Source organism: Streptomyces lichenis (assembly GCF_023218175.1).
Taxonomy (GTDB): domain Bacteria; phylum Actinomycetota; class Actinomycetes; order Streptomycetales; family Streptomycetaceae; genus Streptomyces; species Streptomyces lichenis.
Genome location: NZ_JALPTH010000008.1, coordinates 194,351 through 217,200, shown reverse-complemented (window position 1 = coordinate 217,200; position 22,850 = coordinate 194,351). Strand labels below are relative to the sequence as shown.

Here is a 22,850-nt window from a genome sequence, read left to right as displayed (position 1 = left end):
GCGGTCGCCGTGCCGCCGCCGCGCGGGGTGTCGTCGGCGCACAGGGCCCAGATGACGAAGACGGCGATCGCGATGGAGATGACCGCCCAGACCGGCTGGTACGGCAGCCAGAGGAAGTTGGCGATCAGCGCCAGCGCCGCCAGTGCCACGCCCCCGGCCCTGGCCCAGGTGGCACCGGACAGGATGCCCGCGCCGATCAGCGCCACGATCAGGCCGATCACCAGGTGGATCCAGCCCCAGGTGCGGGCGTCGAACTCGAAGACGTAGTCGCCGATCTCCGCGTACACGTCGTTGCGGGCGATGCCGACGATGCCCTGGAGCATGTCGATGATGCCGAGCACCATCATCAGCACACCGGCGAACATCGCCCCGCCGGCGGCCCAGCCGGTGCCGGGGGAGCGGCCCTGGGTGCTCCGGGCGCCCGGGGCGGCCCCGGAGGCGGTGTGATGGGCGTAGGCGTGCGGGGCGGACCCGGCGGGGTCCTGGGGTGCGTTGCTCATGCTTACGAGAGTGGCCCCGCCCGGCCGGGGCGGCGACGGGACGGGGCCGTTCGGGTGAAGCGTCCCCGGCGCGCTCAGCGCAGCCGGGCGACCAGCAGGGCCACGTCGTCCTGGCCGTCCGGCGGGAAGCGCTCCAGCAGGTGGTCGCAGAGCCGATCCGGGTCCTCCGGCGCCTCGGCCAGCGCCTTCTGGAGCAGCCCGAGGCTGGTGTCGATGTCGATGCCCCGCCGCTCGATCAGCCCGTCGGTGACCAGCAGGATCTCGGTGCCGGGCGGGGCGGTGACCTCGGTGGGCGGAGCGTGCGGCAGGCTCAGCCCCAGCAGCGGGCCGTGCTCGGTGACCATGCGGATCCGGCCGTCCGGACCGCGCAGCAGCGGCGGGATGTGCCCGGCGTTCGATATCCGCAGCACGTTCCCGTCATGCGGTACGTGGATGATGCACAGGGTCACCGCGACCACCCGCTCATGGGTGCCGAGGAGCCGTTCGAGGCGGCGGTGGATCTCGTGCGGCGCGTGCCCGTCCAGGGCGTAGGCGCGCAGCGCGTGCCGCACCTGCCCCATCAGCATGGCCGCCTCCAGCGAGTGCCCGGCGACGTCCCCGACCGCGATGACCAGGCCGGTCGGCGTGTCCACCGCCTCGTAGAAGTCGCCGCCGATCTCCGCGTGCTCGCTGGCCGGCGCGTACCGCACGGCCAGGTCGGCCCGGCCGCTCGCGGGCAGCGCCTCGGGCAGGAAGCTGCGCTGGAGGGTCAGCGCCAGGGCGTGCTCCTCGTTGTAGGAGCGCAGGGCGTCCAGGGCGAGCGCCGTGGTGTGGGCGAGCTGGGTGAGCAGGTCCCGGTCGTGCGGGGTGGTCACGGCGGCGGCCGGCACCACCACGGCGGCGGGCGGCCGGCCGGGCTTGGTACGCGCCAGGGCGACGGCCAGCGCGCCGTCACCGTCACCGGTGTCAGCGCCGGAAGGCCCGCCGTCACCGTCACCGCCGTCACCGCCGTCACCGCCGTCGCCGTCGTCGGTGTCCTTGCCGGCGCCGGCGGGCCCGATGGGCAGCGGCCAGTCGGCCCGGGCCACCGTGTCCACCGCGGCGCCCACCCGCTCGCCCAGGCTGTGCCCCTCCCAGTACGGACGGGCCCCCGGCGCCGACGGCAGCGCCTCGGCCGGGAGTTCGGCACCCGGGCCGGCCAGATGGGTCACCTCCCCGTCCGGAGCGGTGAGCAGGGCGTCGGCCGGGGCGTCCAGCACCGCGGCGGCGCCCTCGGCGGCGGTGCGCGCCAGTTCGCCGGTGGTGATCGCCCCGTACAGCCGCAGGGTGATCTGGTTCAGCCGGGCCAGCCGGCCCGCCAGGTCCTCGGCCCGCCGCCGGGCCCGGGTGTAGCGCAGGGTGGCGGTGAGCGTGGCGAGCAGCTCGTCCGGGGCGATCGGCTCGGTGAGGTAGGCGTCGGCGCCGCGGTTGAGGCCCTGGGTGCGGTCGGAGACGGTGATCGCGGAGGCCGAGATATGGATGACCGGCAGGTACGCGGTGCGGGCGTCGGCCTTGATCCGCTCGCAGACGTCGAAGCCGGTCATGTCCGGGAGGCGCACGTCGATGATGGCGGCCTCGGGGCGCGGCCCGGCCCGCTCCAGCAGCGCCAGCCCCTCCGTGCCGTCCGCGGCCTCGACGACCTGGTGCCCGGCGCGGCGCAGCGTGGTGCCCAGCACATAGCGGTTGGTCGGGTTGTCGTCCACCACCAGCACCAGGGCCGGCCGTTCGTCGTTCTGCCGCTGGAGGGTCACGCGATCCCCGTATCGGTCTCGGTGCCGGTGTCCGCGCCGGTGTCCGCGCCGGGGGACGGCCGGGGCTCGCGGTCGGGCCGGACCACGTCCAGGGCCGCGGCGAGGCGTTCGGGGGTGAGATGGGTCTTGCTGAGCACGGCCCGGGCGCGGGTGAGCCGCGAGCGGTCCAGGGTGTCCTGGTCGGTCGAGGTGAGGACCAGCACCGGCACCTGGGACAGCGCCGGTACGGCGGCGATCTGCTGGAGCACCTGGTAGCCGTCGGGTGCCGGCATGGCGAGGTCCACCAGCACCGCGTCCGGCATGGTGGTGCGGATCATGCGCAGCGCCTGGCTGCTGTCGGTGACCTCGGTGGTGTGCTCGGCCAGCTTGTCGAGGACGGGCCCCAGGGTCCGTACGAAGTCGGGGTCGTCGTCGATGATCACCACACTGCGCAGCAGCGGGCCCTCGCCGAGGGTGCCGGGCCGCCCCTGGGCCGGGGGGTCGGCGGGCAGTTCGATGACCACCCGCGTACCGCTGCCGACCCGGCTGGTGAGGGTCAGCCGGCCGCCGAGCAGTTCGCTGAGCCGGCGGGCGTACGGCAGTCCCAGTCCGGTGCCGGAGCGGCCGCGCTGGTGGGCGCCGCGTACCTGGTAGAACTCCTCGAAGACCCGGTCGAGCTGGTCCTCGGGGATGCCCACACCGGTGTCCGTCACGGTGAACACCGCCCACAGGCCGTCCGCGCGCTCCTCGCCCCGGATGGTGAGCCGCACCGAGCCGGCGGCGGTGAACTTCAGCCCGTTGGAGAGCACGTTGCGCAGGATGCGGGTGAGCATCACCTCGTCGGTGGTGAACCGGCCCGGGAACGGCACGTCCTCGATGTCGAGCTCCACCCCCTCCCCGGCGGCGGTGGAGAGGGTGCCGCGCAGCTGGTAGAGCACGGTCCGCAGATCCGTCTCCACCAGCTGCGGCTCCAGCCGGCCGGACTCGGCCTTGGCGGTGTCCAGCAGCTCCTCGACCAGGGCGAGCAGGGTGTTGCCGGAGGAGGCGATCAGCGACACCTGGCGGTGCTGCTCACCGGTGAGCGGATCGGCGTCCGCTGCCAGCAGCAGCTGGGCCAGCGCGATCACCGCGTTGACCGGGGAGCGCAGCTCATGGCTGACATTGGCCCAGAACCGGGTCTTGGCGGCGCTGGCCAGGCGGAGCTGGCGGCTGCGGTCCTCCAGGTCGGCGTAGAGGGCGACGACGCCCCGGTTGGTCTCCTCCAGCTCGTTGGAGAGCTCCTTGTAGAGGGCCATCACCCCGGTGTTGGTCTCCTCCAGCTCCTGGTTCAGGCGCTGCAGTTCCTCCTGCTGGGCCCGCGCCTCCTCCAAGGCGGCCAGCAGTTCGCGGTTCTGGTTGCGGAGTTCCTCGCTCATGTCGGTCCCGCGCAATGCTGCCAGTTCCTCCTGGACCCGCGCCGAGAGGTCCTCGGCGCTACGGGGGCCGGGCAGGTTCTGCCCGAGCACCAGACGGTGCCTGTCGTGCGCGCACAGGTCAAGCAACCGGCGCGAGGCCGCCATGATCTCGGCCGACGGCTCCCGTTCCTCCGCCCACCCGAAGCGCACCTCCAGCCGGTCCGGCCCGGGCGCGGACAGCCGGAAGGCGAACTCGGCGGACAGCCCGGCGGCGCCCAGCAGACTCGACCCGGCCTCGCTGACCAGGGTGATCAGACGGACCCGCTCGGGCTCCGCCAGGCCCAGCGCGCGGCACAGCGCCTGGCCGTGGCGGCGCAGCCGGAAGAGATCGGGATGACCGGCCAGTTCCACCCGCGCGAGCACGCGGGCCGCTTGCGCGCGGTCCGCTTCCGCGCGGACATGGCGGTCGTCGGCCGGGGGGCCGCTCACGGCCGGGGCGCCTTGACGGCCAGGATGCCGATGTCGTCCCGGCGGCCGCCCGCCTCGCGCAGGATCTGCGCGCTGATCACGGTGGAGCGCCGGGCGAACAGCCCCGGGAAGGTCTGCGGCGACCAGCGGTCGCTGAGCCCGTCGGTGTGCATCACCAGCACGCTGCCCGGACCCGCCTCGGCGCCGAACGACCGGGTGTGCGGCATGTGGTGGCCGACGATCCCCGGGACGGAGAGCAGCGAGGAGCGCCGCTCGTCCCGTACCAGGAAGGCGCTGACGTTGCCGACCCCGGAGAACTCGACGGTGCCCGCGGCGAAGTCCACCCGGGCCACGGCCACCGCCGCGCCGCGGGTGCCGCGCAGCGCCCGGTGCAGGTCCTCCAGCACCCGGTGCGGCCGGGTGTGGGCGCTGTCCCGGAAGGCCTCCCGGGCCACGTCGCCGGCCCGGGCCGCCTGCGGCCCGTGGCCCAGCCCGTCGCACATCATCGCCAGCACCGGCCCGGCGTCCGGCCCCGGGGCGGACACGTCCTGCGCGGAGCCGCCCCCCGGACCCGTCTCCGATACGGATCCCGGGCCGTTCGCCGATACAGGTCCCGAGCCGCCCCCCGGACCCTGCGCCGGTACGAGTCCCGGGCCGTTCGCCGATACGGATCCCGGGCCGCCCCCCGCGCCCCTGCCCGCGGAGGCGTTCGCCGAGCGGAGCGCCCAGGTGTCCCCGCACAGCTCCTCCCCGCCGATCGGCCGGGTCAGCCCGCCCGCGTCGATCCCGGCGGGCTCCGCGCGGCGGGCCTCCTCGCCCGCCCAGAACTGGGCCAGCACCGTCGTGCCGCGCCCCGGCAGGGTGTGGATGTCGAACACGTCCGCCAGCCGGGCGATGGCGCCCAGGCCCACCCCCAGGGTGCCGGTGGAGGAGGTGCCGTCGGCGAGCGCGCTCGCCAGGTGGGTGATACCCGGACCGGTGTCGGTGGCGACGAACTCCACCCCGGCGCGCGGCCCGGACCGGGTCACCCGCAGCGCCAGCGCCCCGTCCACCGCGTGCTTCTGGAGGTTGGTCGCCGCCTCGGTCGCGGCCAGCTCCACCGCCGAGACCCGGTCGGGCGGCAGCCCGACGCGCTTGGCCAGCCGGGACGCCTCCCGCCGGGCGGACATCGCCAGCCCGACATCCACCCGGAGCCAGGTGATGTGCTCGGCCTCGGTCAGGATGGGGGAGTTCACCGGGGAGCTCAACGGACCCACTTCACGATCGTGACCTGGGTGCCCTTGCCGACCTCGGTCTCCAGTTCGAACTCGTCGACCAGGCGCCGGGCGCCGCTCAGACCGAGGCCCATACCGCCGCCGGAGGTCCAGCCGTCGGTGAGCGCCAGCTCCACGTCCGGGATGCCGGGGCCGGTGTCGGTGAACGCCAGCCGTACGCCGGAGCGGCCGTTGACCGTCAGCGTCTCGGCCTGCATCCGGCCACCGCCGCCGTAGACCAGGGTGTTGCGGGCCAGCTCGCTGGCCGCCGTCACCAGTTTGGTCTGGTCGACGAGCGAGAGCCTGGCCTCCTGGGCCAGGGTGCGCACCAGCTGGCGTGCCTTGACCACCCCCGCGCTGCTGTCCAGGACCACCTCGTCCCGCCGCTGCGCGGTGCCGCCGGGCGGATGGCCGCTCATCACGTACGGTCCGGGCGGAAGCCGGAAGTGGGACGCCCCGGAACGTACCCGAGGCCGGCGGCCCGGGCCCGGCGCAGCACGGCGAGACCGGACTCCAGGTTGAGCGCGGTGCGGACCCCGCCCAGCGACAGGCCCAGCTCGACCAGGGTGATGGCCACCGCGGGGCGCATGCCCACGACCACGGTCTCCGCGTCGAGCACCCGGGACATCGCGGCGACGGTCGCCAGCATCCGCCCGACGAAGGAGTCCACGATCTCCAGCGCGGAGATGTCGATCACCACCCCGCGGGCACCGGTCTCCACGATCCTGTTGGACAGGTCCTCCTGGAGGTCCATGACCACCCGGTCCTCCAGGTCCACCTGGATGGACACCAGCAGGACGTCGCCGATCCGCAGGATCGGCACGCGCTCGGTCACAGCAGGCCACCCCCGTACTCCTCGGCGAGCTTCCTGTCCCGCTCGATCGCGGACAGCGCGTGCCGCAGGGCGTCCGCGAGGGTGCCCTTGGTCGGGATGTCGCCGAACTCGATGCCCAGCGCCACGATGGTCTGCGCGATCTGCGGGCGGATACCGGAGATGACGCACTCGGCGCCCATCATCCGGGCCGCCACCACGGTCTTCAGCAGGTGCTGCGCGACCTGGGTGTCCACCGCGGGCACCCCGGTGATGTCGATGATCGCCTGGGTCGAGTCATAGTCGATCAGCGCCTGGAGCAGCCGCTCCATCACCACCTGGGTACGGGCCGAGTCCAGCGTGCCGACCAGCGGCACCGCGACGACCCCGTCCCACAGCTTGACCACCGGCGTGGACAGCTCCAGGAGCTGGTCGGCCTGCGAGGAGATGATCTCCTCCCGGGTCCGGGCGTAGGACTCCACGGTGAACAGGCCCAGGTCGTCCAGCAGCCGGGCGAACTGGAGGTAGGCGCGCACGTCCTCCTCGCCGCCCCCGCTGAGCGAGCGCTCCAGCACGTCCTTCAGCGCGAAGACGCTGATCGCGGTCTCGGTCGGCGTGAACCCCTGGCGGGCGCGGTTGCGGGACAGCTCCATCAGCAGGCTGCGCACCTCGGCGAAGGCCTCGCCGCGGGACGCCAGGCCGCCGTGCTGCAGACCGCTGAGGATCGCCGCGTAGAGCTCGTTCAGCTCCTGGCCCAGCTCGGTCAGGCTGATGCGCCCCCTGAGCGATTCGCCCACGGACCGTACCCATTGGGAAATGAATTCGTCACTCTGCGCGGTCAGCAGATCGACCAGTCGCTGAGCTCCACCGTCGTGGGTCACGTTCACGCTCCTCGGTATCGACGGCCGATGCTACGGCACCGTCCCCTCCCGCCCCCGGGCCGCGGAACCACCCGCTCACCGGCCCGTCCGCCGGCTTGTCCGCCGTGGTCGCGGCCCCTTCCCCGTCCGCGGCCGCGGTCCGGAGCCCCCTGGGGCAGGACGGGGGCGAGCTGCCATGATGTCGCGCCGGAGGACGAAGGACGGGGGAACGGTGGCGGAACGGGGGAGACCGTGATCGAGACACGGGAGGAGCGGGGGCCCGGGCTCCGGGAGCCGGCGGTGGCGGCCGGGGTGCCGCAGCGGACGGACGAGGCCCGCGACCTGGTGGCGGCGCTGCTGGCCGAGCAGGCCGGGGACGCCGACCCGTTCGCGGTGGCGGACGCCCTGCTGGTCACCTCCGAGGTGGCGACCAACGCCCTCCGGCACGGCGGCGGCATCACCGGCTTCGAGGCCGCGGTCACCCGGGACGGCCCGCGGCCGGTCCTGGTGGTCTCGGTCGCCGACCGCTCCCGCGCCCTGCCCGCCTCACCGTCCGGGCCGCGCCCGCCCGGAGCCGTCGGCGGCTACGGCTGGGCCATGGTCCGCCGACTGGCCGCGCACACCGCCACCACCGCCACGGCCGACGGCAAGGTGGTCCACGTCCACCTCCCGCTGGCCACGGGTGGGTCTACGGGGCCGCCGGCGCCAGCGCCTCCCACCGCACCGTGACCTCCCCCTGGCGCCGGCGGCGGCCGTCCACCAGCGGCCAGTCACCGGCCAGCGCCCCGGCGGCCGCGATCCACCGCTGCCGGGCCCCCAGCGAGGCGTACGGCGCCGCCGCCGCCCACGCCCGGTCGAAGTCGCGCAGGAAGGCGTGCACCGGCTCACCCGGCACGTTCCGGTGGATCAGCGCCTTCGGCAGCCGCTCGGCCAGGTCGGAGGGGCGCTCCAGCGAGCCGAGCCGGGTCGCGAAGGTCACCGTCCGCGGCCCCTCAGGCCCCAGCGCCACCCACACATGGCGGCGCCCCACCTCGTCGCAGGTCCCCTCCACCAGCAGCCCGTCCGGCGCCAGCCGCCCGCACAGCCGCGCCCACACCGCGGCGACCTCGTCCTCCTCGTACTGCCGGAGCACGTTCGCCGCCCGGATCAGCGACGGCCGGCCGTCCACCGGCACCTCGAAGCCGCCGTGCGCGAACCGCAGCCCCTCCCGCTCGTACGGCCCGGCTGCGGCCACCCGCTCCGGGTCGATCTCCACCCCGACCACCCGGACCCGCGGGTCCGCCGTGCGCAACCGCGCCAGCAGCTCGACGGCGGTCCAGGGCGCGGCCCCGTAACCGAGGTCCACCGCGACCGGCGGCCTCTCCGCCCGCCGCAGCACCGGGCCGTGCACGGCGGCGATCCAGCGGTCCATACGGCGCAGGCGGTGGGGATGGGTGGTCCCGCGGGTGGCGGTGCCGACCGGGCGGGTGGTGCGCGGGGCCATGGCACGAGGGTACGGGCCACGGCCCGGCCCATGTCTCACGCCCATGCCCCATGCCCCATGCAACGAATTGGCAAAGCGGAAATGCGGGGAGGACCGCCCGCTGTTGACCGTGATGACACCGCCCGTGTGCCGCCCGCCCCTGAAGTCTCCCCTCTCCCCGCAGCGGAAGGACCCGCGCCCCCGTGAGCCAGTACGCGTCCCGGATCGCCGGCTCCCTGTCGTCCCCCCACCGGCTCCGGCTGCCGAGCCTGGCCGGCCTCTCCGGCCGGGCGCGCACCCCGCGCCGGGTCGCCATGCTCAGCGTCCACACCTCCCCGCTGCACCAGCCGGGCACCGGGGACGCCGGCGGGATGAACGTCTACATCGTGGAGCTGGCCCGCCGGCTGGCCGCCATCGGCATCGAGGTGGAGATCTTCACCCGGGCCACCACCGGCGCCCTGCCCCCGGCCGTCGAACTCGCGCCCGGGGTCCTGGTACGGCATGTGGACGCCGGTCCGTACGAGGGGCTGGCCAAGGAGGAGCTGCCGGCCCAGCTGTGCGCCTTCACCCACGGGGTGATGCGGGCCTGGGCGGGGCACCGGCCCGGCCACTACGACCTGGTCCACTCCCACTACTGGCTCTCCGGGCACGTCGGCTGGCTGGCCGCCGAGCGGTGGGGGGTGCCGCTGGTGCACGCCATGCACACCATGGCCAAGGTGAAGAACGCCGCACTGGCGGAGGGGGACGCGCCGGAGCCGGCGGCCCGGGTGATCGGCGAGACCCAGATCGTGCGCGCCGCCGACCGCCTGATCGCGAACACCGCCGAAGAGGCCGACGAGCTGGTCCGCTTCTACCAGGCCGAGCCGCACAAGACCGCCGTCGTCCACCCCGGGGTCAACCTCGACCGCTTCCGCCCCGCCGACGGCCGCGCCGCCGCCCGCGCCCGCCTCGGGCTGCCCCCCGACGCCTTCATCCCCGTCTTCGCCGGCCGGATACAGCCCCTCAAGGCCCCCGACATACTCCTCCGCGCCGCCGCGCTCCTCCTCGACCACGATCCGACCCTCCGCGGCCGGATGCTGGTCCCGGTGGTCGGCGGGCCCAGCGGCAGCGGCCTGGCCAAGCCCGAGAAGCTCCAGAAGCTCGCCGCCCGGCTCGGCATCGCCGACGTCGTCCGCTTCCACCCGCCCGTGGACCAGGATCGCCTCGCCGACTGGTTCCGCGCGGCCTCCGTCCTCGTCATGCCGTCCTACAGCGAGTCCTTCGGCCTGGTCGCCATCGAGGCCCAGGCGGCCGGCACCCCGGTGGTCGCCGCCGCGGTGGGCGGGCTGCCCGTCGCCGTACGGCACGGCGAGACCGGCTTCCTCGTCCCCGGCCACGACCCCGCCGCCTACGCCGAGGCCCTGCGCCCCTTCACCACCGACCCCTCCCTCTCGGCCCGCCTCGGCCGGGCGGCGGCCCGGCACGCCCGCTCCTTCGGCTGGGACACCGCCGCGGCCGCCACCGCCGAGGTCTACACCGCCGCCCTGCACGAACACCGCCGTCACGTACGCTCGCGCCATGTCTGACTCTTACGCGACCGTCATCGAGTCGGCCCTCACCGATGCCGAGCTGACCTGGGAGTCCCCGCGCCCCGGCGACTACGTGGTCACCCTCCCCGGCACCGCCAAGCTCTCCACCACCCTCTCCCTCCGGGTGGGCAACCACTCCCTCTCCCTCAACGCCTTCGTCATCCGGCACCCCGACGAGAACGAGGCAGGCGTCCACCGCTGGCTGCTGGAGCGCAACCTCAAGCTCTACGGCGTCTCCTACGCGATCGACACCCTCGGCGACATCTACCTCACCGCCAAGCTCCCCCTCTCCTCCCTCACCCCCGAGGAGATCGACCGCCTGCTCGGCTCCGTCCTGGAAGCGGCCGACGGGGCCTTCAACACCCTCCTCGAACTGGGCTTCGCGAGCGCGATCCGCAAGGAGTACGAGTGGCGGACCGCCCGCGGCGAGTCCACCCGCAACCTCGACGCCTTCAGCCACCTCACCAAGCCCTCCACCGGCTGACCGCCCCTCCGCCCGCGGGGAAACCCGGGGGATCGGGACGGGCCCCGTTCGCTACGATGGCGGTCGCCGCCCGCACCGCCCCGTCACCCGCCGTGACGCGCACGCGACGGCCCCGGGGCCCACTCGCCCCCTCATCCCCTCATCCATGAAATGGAGCATCCAAGGATGGCTCGACACCTGGTAACCAGCGCGCTTCCCTACATCAACGGGATCAAGCACCTGGGCAACATGGTCGGGTCGATGCTTCCGGCGGACGTGTACTCCCGGTACCTCCGCCGCCGTGGTCACGACGTCCTCTACATCTGCGCCACCGACGAGCACGGCACCCCCGCCGAGCTGGCCGCCAAGGAGGCCGGGCTTTCCGTCGCCGAGTTCTGCGCCCAGGCGCACGACGCCCAGAAGGCCGTGTACGACGGCTTCGAGCTGGCCTTCGACTACTTCGGCCGCAGCTCCTCGCAGCAGAACGTCGAGATCACCCAGCACTTCGCGCGCCGGCTGCACGAGAACGGCTTCATCGAAGAGCGCGCCATCCGCCAGGTGTACTCGCCCGTCGACGGCCGCTTCCTCCCCGACCGCTACGTGGAGGGCACCTGCCCGCACTGCGGCTACGACAAGGCCCGCGGCGACCAGTGCGAGAACTGCACCCGCGTCCTGGACCCCACCGACCTGATCGACCCCCGCTCCGCCATCAGCGGCTCCACCGACCTCGAAGTCCGCGAGACCAAGCACCTCTTCCTCCTCCAGTCCACGCTGCAGCACGAGGTCGAGGCCTGGATCGCCACCGTCGGCGACCAGTGGCCGGCGCTCTCCTCCTCCATCGCCCGCAAGTGGCTGACCGAGGGGCTCAACGACCGCGCCATCACCCGCGACCTGGACTGGGGCGTGCCCGTCCCGGCGGACACCTGGCCCGAACTGGCCGCCGAGGGCAAGGTCTTCTACGTCTGGTTCGACGCCCCGATCGAGTACATCGGCGCCACCAAGGAGTGGGCCGACGCCGCGCCCGCCGGCGAGACCCGGGACTGGAAGTCCTGGTGGTACGAGGCCGACGACACCGTCCGCTACACCCAGTTCATGGCCAAGGACAACGTCCCCTTCCACACCGTGATGTTCCCCGCCACCGAGCTGGGGGTCAGGGAGCCGTGGAAGAAGGTCGACGTCGTCAAGGGCTTCAACTGGCTGACGTACTACGGCGGCAAGTTCTCCACCTCGCAGAAGCGCGGCGTCTTCACCGACGCCGCCCTCGCCACTCTCCCCGCGGACTACTGGCGCTACTTCCTGATCGCCAACGCCCCCGAGTCCGACGACTCCTCCTTCACCTGGGAGCACTTCACCGCCACGGTCAACAAGGACCTGGCGGACACCCTGGGCAACTTCGTCAACCGCGTCCTGTCCTTCTCCCGCAAGCGCTTCGGTGACGAGGTCCCCGCCGGCCACGCCGCCGGCGACCCGGAAGCCAACCTCGGCGCCGAGATCGCCCGCCTCCTCGCCGAGTACGAGGAGCACATGGACGCCCTCCAGTTCCGCAAGGCCGCCGCCGCCCTGCGCGCCCTCTGGTCCGCCGGCAACTCCTACCTGGAGGAGAAGGCGCCCTGGCTGGAGATCAAGTCCGACCCCGACGCGGCCGCCCTCACCCTGCGCACCGCGATGAACCTGATCCACCTCTACGCGGTCGTCTCCGAGCCCTTCATCCCGGCCACGGCCGCCGCCATGCGCGGCGCCTTCGCCCTGGAGTCCGACACCGCCACCTGGGCCACCCCCGAACAGGCCCGCGCCCTCTCCTCCGTCCCCCCCGGCACCCCCTTCACCGTCCCCCCCGTCCTCTTCGCCAAGATCACCGAAGAGGACCTCGACTCCTACCGCACCCGCTTCGGCGGCTCCCCGGAGTCCTGACCCGCCGCCCCTCCTCACCCGCAGGGCCGCCCCACCTACTTCCCGTGCCGGCCCTGCGGCCGCGTCGTCCCACCTCTCACCGTGGACATCCGCGGACAGCCGCAGGGTCATCTCCGCCGAGGCAAGCATCCGGACGATCTCGACGGACGGGCTCCGGAGTTCCCCCTGCACCACATCCACCGGGTCGATCCTGCGGGTCTCCCCATCGCGCCCTACCACCTCGATGACGAAGCGGTAACCGCGCGAGGTGCCGCCCCGGGCCGGCCCGGGTAGCCGCCTGGCGGTGCTGGGCGCAGGGTGGGGTGCATCGCCCCTCGGCTACCGGCGGGCGCGGGATGATCGCGTGCCGCGGGGGTCGCAGGGAGGTCCTGGGAATCGCCTACGGTGATCGAGCGGACTGGGGTCCTGGTGGCGACCGTGGTGCTGGATGACCCGCGATGGGTCGAGTGGCGCGGCGGCCCCGCGCACCAGCGGACGGCCACCACCACGGCGGGCCATCCGCCCAGACCCACCCGGTGGGTCGAACCCGTCGGACACGGAGCGAGCGCACCCGCCCCCACGGCTCCGGGGAGTGGGCGCCTTTCCGTAGCAGGGTGCTCAGCCGGCCTGGGTGTCTCCTGGTTCCGGAGCTATCCTCCCGGCCATGAGCGACTACGTGCAGGTATCGACCGCCACGGAGACTGAGGAGCAGGCCGTCGAGCTCGCCGGAGGGGCAGTCCGGAGGCGTCTCGCCGCTGGCGCCCAGATCGACCAGGTGACGTCCGTGTTCTGGCACCTCGGGGAGTACGGCACCGGGCAGGAGTACAAGGTGCTTCTCACTACGACGCGGGATCGGTACCCGGAGCTGGAGACGTATCTCCGGAAGGAGCACCCATGGGAGACGCCGGAGGTGATCGCCGTTCCGATCGTGGCCGGCTCTCCGAGCGCCCTGGAGTGGATTCGGGAATCCGTGAGCCCGCAGAGGGGCTAGGACGCCACGCGATCGAGTACCGCTCGTACCTGGGGGAGCCCTTTGTGAGGGCGTAGGCCATGCAGAAGGGGCGTGATGCGCTGCATAGGGCGGATGGATGAGACGCCTACGGCGAGGTCGAGCGCGCGTCCAATGGTCACGGCGGCCTGTTCTGCTTCCCCGGCACCCAGGTACGCCTCCGCGAGCCAGGAGAGATAGAGCGCCTTGTCGCGGGCGTACTCGTCCGGGTAGCGGTCTAGTGCGTCCGTGAGCGCGGGGACGGCGCGGAGCGGGCGGGCGAGCTCCGTCCAGCAGCGGCCCGTCATGATGCCCAGTTCGGTCCGATCCACCCACACCGACCAGTCCGGTTGCGGCTCCCCATCCTGCGTGCGCTCCACTGCGTCCCGAGCGGAGTCGAGGGCGCTTTCCGCCCCGTCCGCCTGGCCGTCTACAGCGCAAGCCCATGCGAGCCGCTCGTAGAGGAGGGCTCGGACGGTCGCCGGGGTGCGGGAGGTGATGGTGGCGCAGGAGTCCTGCGCGAAGGTGACCGCGGTCCGTCGGTCATGGGCGAGGGCGCCGTACGCCAGGAACGCGAGGGAGTTCCCGTAGAGGTCGGCGTCCCCGGACTCTTGGGCATAGGCGCGGCTCTCTCGGTAGAGGTCCGCCGCCTCTTTCCCACGGCCACTGTCGAAGGCAGACCACCCGGCCTGCTGGGCTTGCTCGGCCAGGAGCGCGGTGAGCTGGCGCCGGACGTCGTCGCCGGTGAAGCTGCCGCGATGCAGAATGCCCTTTGTCCGCTGTACTTCTGCGAGGTAGACCCGGTAGGTGTCACCGCCGCCGAGGATGTCATCCAGACGCCGGAGGCGGGCTGTTCGCTCCCTGAGCCGGTTCACGAAGGAAGTGGTGATGCGAGCCGGGGGGGTTGCATGGTGAAGAGCGGGGAGCGCGGCGGCCAGGCCGGTAGCGGTGGCCACTTGGAGCACGGTGCGGCGGTGCATGTCGTGTCCTGTCCAGTCCTGCAGGGCAGGAGCGCCGTCGGCCTCCCACGGTCGGGGAGCGAGACCGGCCATGTGGCCGGGGAGTCGTAAGGCGTCCGCGATCTGCACGATCTTGCCGAAGCTGCTGATGCGGCCCCGGCCGCGTGCCAGCGTGCCGACCCGTTCGGGCTTGATATCGCACTCGGTGGCGATCCGGGAGTAACTGATTCCGGCCCGCTCGCGCGCCAGGCGGAACACGGTGCCGAAGTCATGCGCGGTAAGCGCGTGCTGCAGGGCTGCGTCGTCCAGGAGGTCACGCGGGAGCGCGGTTGGAGGCTGATAGCTCATCGGTCCCTTCCTGCCCTGGTAAGGCTGCACGCCTGATTGTCGGCGTGCCTACCCATGATGGGGATACCCGGCATGAGGACGCGGGGTAGTTGCCGGAACTCCACCCTGAGCGCATGGACCCCGGGGCCGCAGTGCGGCTCCTCGGGGCGTGGACGACTGGTAGGGAGTCGCCGTGCGCGAGCGTTTCCACATGCCTGGTGAGGGCGGTGAAGTTCGTAGAGCGCTGCCCGCTCCGGTGGTGACCAGGCCGGGCGGGCTGGCGCAGTCCCGCCGGGACCAGGAACCGGCTGCCGAACCGTGGCTCATTCTGCCTGTGCCACGAGCCGACCTCACCCTGGCGGATGCCCCCTGCATCCTCGACGGCGCCTTCCTCGGCGTCCCGGTGTGGCGGGCTTGGCGGTCTACGGCCGCAAGGCGGCGCGGGAGGGGGCCGAGAGCGATGGCTGAGCGTCAGCAAGGCCGGCGTCGGCCCCGGCTATTGGCCCGGGCGGTGACGGTCAAGCCGGGGTACTGGGAGATGCTGCCGCGCGAGCGGGAGTCCGCCGCTGTCGCGCGGGAGCTGGTGCGCGCGGCCCTGGATCGCTGGGGCTTGACCGAGCTGGTCGACGACGCGGCGCTGGTCGTGACCGAGCTCGTGGCGAACGCCGTCGACCACGCCCCCGACGGCGCCACGATCCGCGTCGCCGTGATCCGCATCAGGACGACCCGCATCCGCATCAGCGTGGTGGACGGCGCCGCACATCGGCTACCGCCGCTGCGGGCAGCCGGCCCGGATGCCGAGCGAGGGCGCGGTCTGCTGCTGGTCGAGGCCCTGTCGGACCAATGGGGGGTCGACCTGCTGCCGTGGGGCAAGCGGGTGCGGGCCGACCTGGAAATGAGGGTGTCATGAGGGCGGCCACCGCATCGCTGCCGTACCTGCCGCCCGCCGGCCAGGTGGCCTGGGTGGAAGTCGATGAGCGCTGGAGCGCCGTCTCGCTGCCCGGCATGTGGGGCTCCCTCGTCGTGGACGTCCTCGCCGACCATGCCGGCCCGGTCCTCGAAGACCCCGCCGTCCTCCGGCTGATCTGGCCCCTGCCGCCCGGCGGCGCCGAGCACTGGCCGGACGCGAGCGGAGGCGGGGTCGTGCGCCACCGGATCGGCGACGGCTTCCTCGTGCCGGGCCCGGGCGGCTACCACCCCGGGACCCGCTGGGCCCGGCACCCCAACAGCTGCTCCCGGTACGCCGACCCCGCCCTGCTGCGGGCCGGGATCGAGGCCGTCGCCGGACCGTTGGCCGACCTCGGCGCGCTCGGGCCCCTCGTGGTGTGCGCGTCCTGCCGGACGCCGACCCGGCACTCGGCCGACTCGACCTGGCGGGAGAGCCTGTCCGGGCCCGGGGCCTCCTCCTACACCTGTCGGTCGTGCTGGGCCGACCAGTGCCGCGGCGGCCCCGGCCGGCACCTCCGCCTCGTCCGAGGGGGAACGCGATGAGCGAGGGCACCGAGCAGGTGCTGTGCGTCCTGACGGTGGCCGCGCTCCTCGGCGCCCTCGTCTACGGCGTGATGTACCGGTGAGGCCGCCCGGCCGCACGTCGGCCACCGTGGTCCAGCCTCCGATCTTCTCCGCGGCGAGCCGGAACCAGGACGTCGGCAGCCGGGCGGCGCCCAAAGCCTCCGACCCGGCGGTACGGCCGGTCGAACCGAAGTGGGTGAGCGGCCGCTGCTGGCGGTGCGAGGACGAGGCGTCGCCGGTGATGCGGACGGGAGACGTCCAGAACGTCGACCTCGGCCACGTCGGGTTCTACGCCTGCGAGCTGTGTATCCGCCGACTCACCGACCTGATGCGCGCCCACGTCCTCGGGATGCGACCTCCACCACCGGATCCGATGCCCTCGGCCCCGCCCGTCCCCCCATCACCACGGAGGTCTGCATGACGTTACGCCGTCTCCACCCTCGCCGACAGCCTCGTCCAAGACCCAGGCCGGGTTCTGCCACCGGATCTCGTGGCGGAGCTGTCGGAGTCCACCCGGCGGCACCTCCAGTTGCTGGTCGGCGTTGTTCGCAGGGCGTACGAGGCGATCGGCGCGGGAGAGCTACGGGCCTACATCGACAGCGCGCTCGCGCCCTGCGACCGCGTCCTGACCGGCCCGCCGCTCACTGGGCTGCCCGCCCTGCTGGTACCGGCCGGGCTGTGCCAGTGGCTGATCGTGCTCGTTATGGGGCGGGAGGCGTTCGCCGCCGCTTTCCCCGGCCCCGACCACTGGTCCCCGCCGAGGAGGTCCCAGTGACCTTCCGCCGGCACACCGCCGCGCCGCTCACGCCGGAGGAGCAGGCGGCAAGGAACCGGGAGCGCAACATCGCGCTGATCATGAACGGACCCCGGCGTCCTCTGCGCGACCGCCTGCTGTGGATCCCCCGGCGGATCGAAGACCTATGGAGCCACCACGTGCGGCACCGGCGCCTGCACCGCGCGCTCCGCTTGCGCCTGCACGTCGACCGAGTAGCCCCCGCCGAGCCTCCTGCCAATGAGCCGTAGACGAACACCAACCGCGCCCGGTCCGACCACCACTGCTCACCGCGGAGTTCCTCCATGCCCTATCGCCTCCACGACGACCTGGTCACGAGCGTGTCGGCACTGCGCCGCGCGCTGTCGGCCGCCGGAATCGGGTGCCCGAGCCCCTCCCTGGACGAGGACGAGCGCACCGAGGGGGCCCACGTCACCTCCATCCGGTATCTGGGCGGCCCCGACGCCGCCAGGATGGCCGACGTGCTGGCCGCCGGACAGCGCGACCGGCCCGCCGACCGCTCGCGTACGGCGGATCCGGCGGCCGTGGTCTACCCGTCGTTGGACAGGGCCGTCGCTGCCCGCAAGGCGCTGCACGGGGTGCTGGCCGAGATGGGCGTCGGCGGGTTGAGCGGGGTGGAGATCAGCGGCCGGACACAGCGGCCGGTCATGCACCTCGAGCACCTCGACCACGGCGGCATTACCCGCCTGGTCTCCGCCCTTCGGGCCGACATCCGCCCCTACGACCACGCGGCCAAGGCCCTGGAGAAGGCCGTGCGGGCGGCCGAACTGGACGACTTCCCAGTCCCGGACGTGAACGGTCTGCGCATCCGGCTGGGCCACGTCTCCGTCGCCACGGCGGCACGCCTGGCCACCCTGCTCGGCGCCGACCCCCTGCCGGGCGATCTTGCCGAAGTTCCCGACTGGCCCGAAGCCGACGCCGTCATGGACCGCTTGGTCGCCACCGTGAAGGAGGTGACCGATGGCGGCTTCATGGACGCGCAGCTCCATCCCAACTGCGAGATGTGCGGCCACCTGCCCACCATCGAACTGGGAGACCTGAGCCACGAGGTGGCCACCGGCCTGGCCGAGGCCCTGCGCCGGTCCGCATCCGACCAGTTGCGAATCACCGGGGAGGCGTGATGGACGACGTATGTCCCTGGGAGCGGGTCGCAGCGCGGATCACCGAGCTCCGAGAGGAACTGGACGGGCGCGACCGGAACCAGACGGAGCCGGAGCGGCGGCTGCTGCGCACCCTCGCGATCGGCCAGGACTCGCAGCAGGCGGCGGAGGCGGCGCGCGCGGCGGCCGGGGCGTCCTCCCGGCGAGGCCGGGACACCCACTCCTGGTCGGACGTGCGCACCGAGCTGTGCCGGGTGATCACCACCGCGCTGATCGCCTTGGACACCATCAGCGGCGACCCCATCGGCCTGCTGGACACCCACCTCCGCCACCCGGCCGACCCCGCGCAGCCGCACCGGCCGGAGCCGACGCCAGAGCCGTAGAACCGGGCCGCGCGTCCACGACGGCACGGCGCCGGCGCGAGATCGCTGCCCCCTTCCACTGCCCACCCCCGGTCGCGCTGATCTGCCGCCCGGCCGGGGCGCGGGCCACCACCCCGTCACACCCGCCTGGAGGTTCCGATGACCGTCCGTCCCATCCGGACCGAGGAGCAGGCCACGTCCTGCTACTTCCGCACCTCGGTGGACCACCCCTACCGCAAGGCCCTCATCCAGATCTGCGAACCCTGCAACGAACGGTGCGCGCACTGCTTCGTCTCCGCCACCAAGCGGGGCGAGTACATGCCGCTGGAGCGCATCCGGACCTCCCTCATCCCGCAGCTGGCCGAGGCCCGGGTCACCCGAGTCACGATCACCGGCGGCGAGCCGTTCATGCACCCGGACCTGATGGACATCGTGGCCGCCTTCCGCCAGGCCGGCATGGGCGTGGGCGTATGCACCAACGCCACCATGGTCACCGACGAGCAGATCACCGAACTCGCGGCGCATCAGGCGCACATGAACGTCAGCCTGGACGGTTTCGCGGCAGACTCGCACGGACGGTTCCGCGGTCGCCCGGAGGGCTTCGAGGAGACCGTGACCACGGTCAGGCGCTTCGCCCGAGCCGGCATTCTCCAGGGCCTGCTGTGCACGCCGAACAACTTGGCCGAAGACGACGAGTACCGGCAGCTCTGCGAATTCGCCCGGGAGCAGGGCGCCGCCTACGTGCTGATGAACCCCCTCGGGGAGATGGGGCGCGGCGCGAACTCCTCACGCACGCTGCGCCGGCCGGACGAGCACATGCACGACATCCGGGACCTGACCCTGCCCTTCGCCGAGGACGGGCAGCTGGACGTGGTGCACATCCGCTTCCCCAACGAGGACAAGCCGTTGGGCGGGTGCGAGGCCGGGACCATCATCTACGTCTTCACCAAGGGCGAGGTCGCCGTCTGCCCCTACCTGGTCTTCGCCGCCCGGACCAAGGCGAGCCGGCACCCGGACACCGACTTCATCGTCGGCAACGTCTGGACGGCCACCGACATCGCCGCCCGGCTCGACGCCTACCGCTTCCACGAGCGGTTCAAGGTCGGCGCCAACACCTCCTGCGGTAGCTGCTCCCTGTCGCCCTCGTGTGGGAAGGGTTGCCCGGCTGCCGTGGTGGCGGCCGGCGAGCGGATCGGGGCCGTCTACACCGAGCTGTGCCCGGTCGTCCCCCGGCAGGCCCGCATGCTGCCCGTGGTCGGTGTCTCGTGACCGGGCGCCGCGGCCTCTTGGTCGCCATCGAGGGCCCGGGCGGGGTCGGGAAGTCCACCGTGACGGCCCTCGTCGTCCGGCGCCTCAGCACGGAGGGCGTGCCCGTGCTCGCGACGCGGGAGCCCACGGACACCACCCTCGGCAGCCTGGCCCGGCATGGCACGGACGACTACCGGGGCGAGGCCTTGGCGTGCCTGATCGCGGCCGACCGCTTCCAGCATGGCGAGGTGATCGGACCGGCACTGGAGCGCGGCCAAACGGTGGTCTGCGACCGGTACATCGCCAGCAGCCTCGCGCTCCAGTGCATGGACGGAGTGGACCGCGAGTTCGTGTGGCTCCTGAACGAGAAGGTGATCCAGCCGGATCTGACCGTGGTGGTGAGCGGCCGGCCGGACGTGATCGAGGCCCGGTTGACCGCGCGGGGCGCGCACTCCCGCTATGAACGCGCCGAGGACTCCACCCGCGTGGAATGCGCGTACTTCGCGGAGGCCGCTAAGTTCCTACGCAGCAAGGGCCACCGCCTCCTGGATGTGGACGCCTCCCACGTGCCGGCCGACGAGATCGCCCGCATGATCGTCGCCGCGGTCACTCGCCTTCGGAAGGACCAGCCGCACCATGACGCTGGACGTGCTCACGTTCAACCTGAACAACCCGTCCCGGGAACGCGCGGAGAGACAGCTCCGTTACCTGGCGGACCGACCGGAGGCGGTGCTCGTGCTGACGGAGACGGCGCGCAGCGCGGGATGTGAGTTCCTGGCCGAACGGTTCGAGCGGGCCGGGTACTCGGTGATCTTTCCGCGGCCGCCGCACGGCACCCGGGAGCGGGGCGTAATGATCGTCTCGCGCCTCGCCACGGACCCGCTCCGGCTTCCGATGGGCTACCTGCCGCACCGGGTGGCCGCCGTGACCGTGCACACCAGCACGGGCCCGCTGGAGGTGGTCGGGCTGTACGTGCCGTCCCGGGACGCCACGGAGGTGAAGGTCACCAGGAAGCGCACCTTCCTGGAAGACCTGGCTGCCGCACTACCCACCGGGAAGACCGGCTACCGCCTGGTCCTGGGGGACTTCAACATCCTGGAGCCCACCCACGTCCCGCGCTACCGGGTCTTCCAGGCGTGGGAGTACGGGTTCTACACCGGGCTCGCCGCGGCCGGCTACCGCGATGCCTTCCGCGTCCTGGCGCCGGACGCCCTGGAGTACTCCTGGGTGGGGCGCACCGGCGACGGCTACCGCTACGACCACGCGCACGCCTCCGGTCCGCTCCTGGATCGGCTGCGCGGCTGCTCCTACGTCCACGAGCCGCGGACCATGACCGACCGTCTCACTGACCACTCCGCGCTGACGGTCCAGCTCGCCGTCACCGCCATCGCCCACCTGCCCGTGACCGACCCGACCCTGGCCGCTACGCCCGCAGCCACCCTGTTCTGACCCCACCCTCAGAGGAGAGAGACATGCACGACGAGGACCACCAAGGCGAGGACCATCAGGACGACCTGTTCGACCGGATCCTCGAAATCCACGCGTGGCTGGACGCGAACGCCCCTGAGCAGACCGACCGCGAGCGGCGCCTGCTCCGCATCCTCAAGATCAGCGAGGAAGTCGGCGAGGTCTCCGAGGCCGTGCACGGCGCGCTCGCCGCGAACCCCAGGAAAGGGGCCTCCCACACCTGGGACGACGTCGAGAAGGAGCTGTGCGACGTCATCGTCACGGGGCTGGTCGCGCTGTGCACGGTGTCCAGTGACCCGGAGAAGGCACTCGACGGACGGCTCCGCCAGCTCCTTGACCGCCTCCGGCCGAAGGGCGGAGAAGCGGCCGCGTAGCTGCACGCTCCGGACGGCGCGGCCGCCCTTACCGGGGTGGCCGCGCCCTCATAAGCGGTTGGTGATGCCACTTCAGACTTCTGGGTGTCGCATACGTCTGACGCACTTTTGCGGATCTTGGGTGTGAGCTGGGTGTGATCTTGAAGAAGTGAGACGTGCGCGAAGGACGTTTCATTGGTGGTGCGCAAAATTGATGACACAGAGGGCGATCCAAGGACCTTGGGCCCCTGATCTGGGTGTTTGCGACGCGAAATTGCTGCTCAAAGGGTCGCGGGAACCGCGTTGACCCGAGATTTCGGCAGAAACAGAACCAGGGCCGGCTTTCCAAAAGTAAACCGGCCCTGACCTGCTATTTCACTGTCGGGGTGGCGGGATTTGAACCCACGACCTCTTCGTCCCGAACGAAGCGCGCTGCCAAGCTGCGCCACACCCCGATGCCGCCGTGTCTCTCGGCGACGACGTTTACTCTAGCCCACCCGGGCCCGGAGGCGAAATCCGGTTGATGGGCTCGCGCACCGCGGGGCGGAGGCGGTCGAGGCCGGCCAGGGCGAGGCCCAGGGCCAGGATGAGGGCGCCGAGCAGGAGGGCGCCGGCCAGGACGGCGCCGTAGCCGTGGGCGGGGACATCGAGGAAGGGGTACGGGTAGCGGGCCGGGGTGCCGGGGGAGAGGGCGGCGCCGCGGAGGAGGGCGAAGGCCAGGTAGGCGGCCGGGTAGAGGAGCCAGAGCAGCGCGTGGCGGGCGCGGAGGCCGCCGGGCCGGGTGAGCAGGAACCAGTCGGCCAGCAGGGCGAGCGGGACCGCGGTGTGGAGCAGCTGGTCGGCCAGGGTGTGCCAGCCGGGGGCGGCGCCGTTCGTCGTCAGAGGGGACAGCAGCAGGTGGCGGACGAGGCCGGCGGTCAGAGCGTAGAGGAGCACCGCCGTGGTGAGCGCGGGCCGCAGGGGTCGGCGGCCGGACCAGGCGCGGCGGGCGGAGACGGCCAGGACGAGGGCGACCAGCAGGTTGCTCTGGACGGTGAAGTAGCCGAGCACCCGGCCGGGGGAGGCCAGGGACAGGTCGATGGCGATGCCCGTGGCCGCCGCCAGCGCGATCAGCAGGCGGAAGACGGCGGCGTACGGACGGCGTACCGGGGGGACGACCGCGGAGGCGGGCACATGCGTCGATTACGGGGCAGACATCCCTCCAACGTACGAAACCCATGATCGAGAGCTCTGGGCGCGCCCGCACCGAGGTCGGAAGCGGCCCCGAGGCGATGGCCGGTCCCGACGCGATCGCCGAGCCCCCCGGACCGAGGTGAGGAGGGGC

At 72.7% G+C, this 22,850-nt stretch carries 25 protein-coding genes and 1 tRNA gene; 15 read left to right on the top strand and 11 right to left on the bottom strand.

Annotation, left to right across the window (positions count from 1 at the left end; all coding sequences use genetic code 11):
- The 7 genes from M1O15_RS11475 to M1O15_RS11445 all read right to left on the bottom strand — a co-directional run.
- The coding region (locus M1O15_RS11475) for a DUF7144 family membrane protein (protein ID WP_248633477.1) at positions 1-500 on the bottom strand (500 nt) is incomplete at its 3' end.
- A 74-nt stretch (positions 501-574) separates the two neighbouring features.
- Positions 575-2,269, bottom strand: coding sequence for a SpoIIE family protein phosphatase (locus M1O15_RS11470; protein ID WP_248633475.1), 1,695 nt, complete (start codon positions 2,267-2,269; stop codon positions 575-577).
- Positions 2,266-4,065: an ATP-binding response regulator gene (locus tag M1O15_RS11465; protein WP_372499459.1), complete on the bottom strand. Its 1,800-nt coding sequence runs from the start codon at positions 4,063-4,065 to the stop codon at positions 2,266-2,268. Before M1O15_RS11465 ends, M1O15_RS11470 begins: the two co-directional genes overlap by 4 nt.
- A 62-nt stretch (positions 4,066-4,127) precedes the next feature.
- Positions 4,128-5,345 (bottom strand): ATP-binding protein, encoded by a 1,218-nt coding sequence (locus M1O15_RS11460; protein ID WP_248633473.1) that lies wholly within the window; start codon positions 5,343-5,345, stop codon positions 4,128-4,130.
- Between the two features lie 8 nt (positions 5,346-5,353).
- Entirely contained in the window at positions 5,354-5,782 is a 429-nt protein-coding gene (locus tag M1O15_RS11455; RefSeq protein ID WP_248633471.1) for an anti-sigma regulatory factor, read from the bottom strand.
- Entirely contained in the window at positions 5,782-6,198 is a 417-nt protein-coding gene (locus M1O15_RS11450) for an STAS domain-containing protein (protein ID WP_248633469.1), read from the bottom strand. The genes M1O15_RS11455 and M1O15_RS11450 overlap by 1 nt, the downstream gene beginning before the upstream one ends.
- Entirely contained in the window at positions 6,195-7,055 is an 861-nt protein-coding gene (locus tag M1O15_RS11445; protein WP_248633467.1) for an STAS domain-containing protein, read from the bottom strand. The genes M1O15_RS11450 and M1O15_RS11445 overlap by 4 nt, the downstream gene beginning before the upstream one ends.
- A gap of 231 nt (positions 7,056-7,286) precedes the next feature.
- Between M1O15_RS11445 and M1O15_RS11440 the strand changes: the two genes are divergently transcribed.
- Positions 7,287-7,763 carry an ATP-binding protein gene (locus M1O15_RS11440; protein WP_248633465.1) on the top strand — a complete coding sequence of 159 codons (477 nt, stop codon included), beginning with the start codon at positions 7,287-7,289 and terminating at the stop codon, positions 7,761-7,763.
- Here M1O15_RS11440 and M1O15_RS11435 read toward each other — a convergent pair.
- Positions 7,723-8,517, bottom strand: a complete 795-nt coding sequence (locus M1O15_RS11435) for a class I SAM-dependent methyltransferase (protein ID WP_248633463.1) — start codon at positions 8,515-8,517, stop codon at positions 7,723-7,725. The genes M1O15_RS11440 and M1O15_RS11435 overlap by 41 nt on opposite strands.
- A 182-nt stretch (positions 8,518-8,699) precedes the next feature.
- On the opposite strand from M1O15_RS11435, the gene mshA reads away from it, so the two are divergent.
- The 4 genes from mshA to cutA all read left to right on the top strand — a co-directional run bounded on the left by mshA (position 8,700) and on the right by cutA (position 13,408).
- A complete protein-coding gene (gene mshA / locus M1O15_RS11430) occupies positions 8,700-10,061 on the top strand; it encodes a D-inositol-3-phosphate glycosyltransferase (RefSeq protein WP_248633461.1) in 1,362 nt (453 codons plus the stop codon).
- On the top strand, positions 10,054-10,548 hold the full coding sequence (locus M1O15_RS11425) for a type III secretion system chaperone family protein (protein WP_248633459.1): 495 nt from the start codon (positions 10,054-10,056) through the stop codon (positions 10,546-10,548). Before mshA ends, M1O15_RS11425 begins: the two co-directional genes overlap by 8 nt.
- 165 nt (positions 10,549-10,713) lie before the next feature.
- Positions 10,714-12,438, top strand: a complete 1,725-nt coding sequence (metG, locus tag M1O15_RS11420; protein WP_248633457.1) for a methionine--tRNA ligase — start codon at positions 10,714-10,716, stop codon at positions 12,436-12,438.
- Between the two features lie 643 nt (positions 12,439-13,081).
- Entirely contained in the window at positions 13,082-13,408 is a 327-nt protein-coding gene (gene cutA / locus M1O15_RS11415; RefSeq protein ID WP_248633455.1) for a divalent-cation tolerance protein CutA, read from the top strand.
- Here cutA and M1O15_RS11410 read toward each other — a convergent pair.
- Positions 13,405-14,712 carry a helix-turn-helix domain-containing protein gene (locus tag M1O15_RS11410; protein ID WP_248633453.1) on the bottom strand — a complete coding sequence of 436 codons (1,308 nt, stop codon included), beginning with the start codon at positions 14,710-14,712 and terminating at the stop codon, positions 13,405-13,407. The genes cutA and M1O15_RS11410 overlap by 4 nt on opposite strands.
- A 439-nt stretch (positions 14,713-15,151) precedes the next feature.
- On the opposite strand from M1O15_RS11410, the gene M1O15_RS11405 reads away from it, so the two are divergent.
- The 10 genes from M1O15_RS11405 to M1O15_RS11360 all read left to right on the top strand — a co-directional run bounded on the left by M1O15_RS11405 (position 15,152) and on the right by M1O15_RS11360 (position 21,547).
- The gene (locus M1O15_RS11405; protein WP_248633452.1) at positions 15,152-15,601 is read left to right on the top strand and encodes an ATP-binding protein; all 450 of its coding nucleotides are present in this window, start codon (positions 15,152-15,154) and stop codon (positions 15,599-15,601) included.
- The gene (locus M1O15_RS11400; RefSeq protein WP_248633450.1) at positions 15,598-16,182 is read left to right on the top strand and encodes a hypothetical protein; all 585 of its coding nucleotides are present in this window, start codon (positions 15,598-15,600) and stop codon (positions 16,180-16,182) included. Before M1O15_RS11405 ends, M1O15_RS11400 begins: the two co-directional genes overlap by 4 nt.
- Positions 16,183-16,693: 511 nt before the next feature.
- On the top strand, positions 16,694-16,978 hold the full coding sequence (locus tag M1O15_RS11395; protein WP_248633448.1) for a hypothetical protein: 285 nt from the start codon (positions 16,694-16,696) through the stop codon (positions 16,976-16,978).
- Positions 16,975-17,226, top strand: a complete 252-nt coding sequence (locus tag M1O15_RS11390; RefSeq protein ID WP_248633446.1) for a hypothetical protein — start codon at positions 16,975-16,977, stop codon at positions 17,224-17,226. The genes M1O15_RS11395 and M1O15_RS11390 overlap by 4 nt, the downstream gene beginning before the upstream one ends.
- A gap of 54 nt (positions 17,227-17,280) precedes the next feature.
- Positions 17,281-18,117 (top strand): hypothetical protein, encoded by an 837-nt coding sequence (locus M1O15_RS11385; protein ID WP_248633444.1) that lies wholly within the window; start codon positions 17,281-17,283, stop codon positions 18,115-18,117.
- A complete protein-coding gene (locus tag M1O15_RS11380) occupies positions 18,117-18,479 on the top strand; it encodes a nucleoside triphosphate pyrophosphohydrolase family protein (protein ID WP_248633443.1) in 363 nt (120 codons plus the stop codon). The genes M1O15_RS11385 and M1O15_RS11380 overlap by 1 nt, the downstream gene beginning before the upstream one ends.
- A gap of 138 nt (positions 18,480-18,617) precedes the next feature.
- Positions 18,618-19,727, top strand: coding sequence for a radical SAM/SPASM domain-containing protein (locus tag M1O15_RS11375; protein WP_248633441.1), 1,110 nt, complete (start codon positions 18,618-18,620; stop codon positions 19,725-19,727).
- Positions 19,673-20,476, top strand: coding sequence for a dTMP kinase (tmk, locus tag M1O15_RS11370; protein WP_308282284.1), 804 nt, complete (start codon positions 19,673-19,675; stop codon positions 20,474-20,476). The genes M1O15_RS11375 and tmk overlap by 55 nt, the downstream gene beginning before the upstream one ends.
- A complete protein-coding gene (locus M1O15_RS11365) occupies positions 20,370-21,155 on the top strand; it encodes an endonuclease/exonuclease/phosphatase family protein (RefSeq protein WP_372499458.1) in 786 nt (261 codons plus the stop codon). The genes tmk and M1O15_RS11365 overlap by 107 nt, the downstream gene beginning before the upstream one ends.
- 23 nt (positions 21,156-21,178) lie before the next feature.
- Positions 21,179-21,547, top strand: coding sequence for a MazG-like family protein (locus tag M1O15_RS11360; RefSeq protein WP_248633437.1), 369 nt, complete (start codon positions 21,179-21,181; stop codon positions 21,545-21,547).
- A 360-nt stretch (positions 21,548-21,907) separates the two neighbouring features.
- On the opposite strand, the gene M1O15_RS11355 is transcribed toward M1O15_RS11360, so the two are convergent.
- Positions 21,908-21,981 (bottom strand) — tRNA-Pro (locus M1O15_RS11355).
- Between the two features lie 28 nt (positions 21,982-22,009).
- Complete coding sequence (locus M1O15_RS11350; RefSeq protein WP_248633436.1) at positions 22,010-22,699, bottom strand: Pr6Pr family membrane protein; 690 nt, start codon at positions 22,697-22,699, stop codon at positions 22,010-22,012.
- Positions 22,700-22,850: the final 151 nt, after the last annotated feature.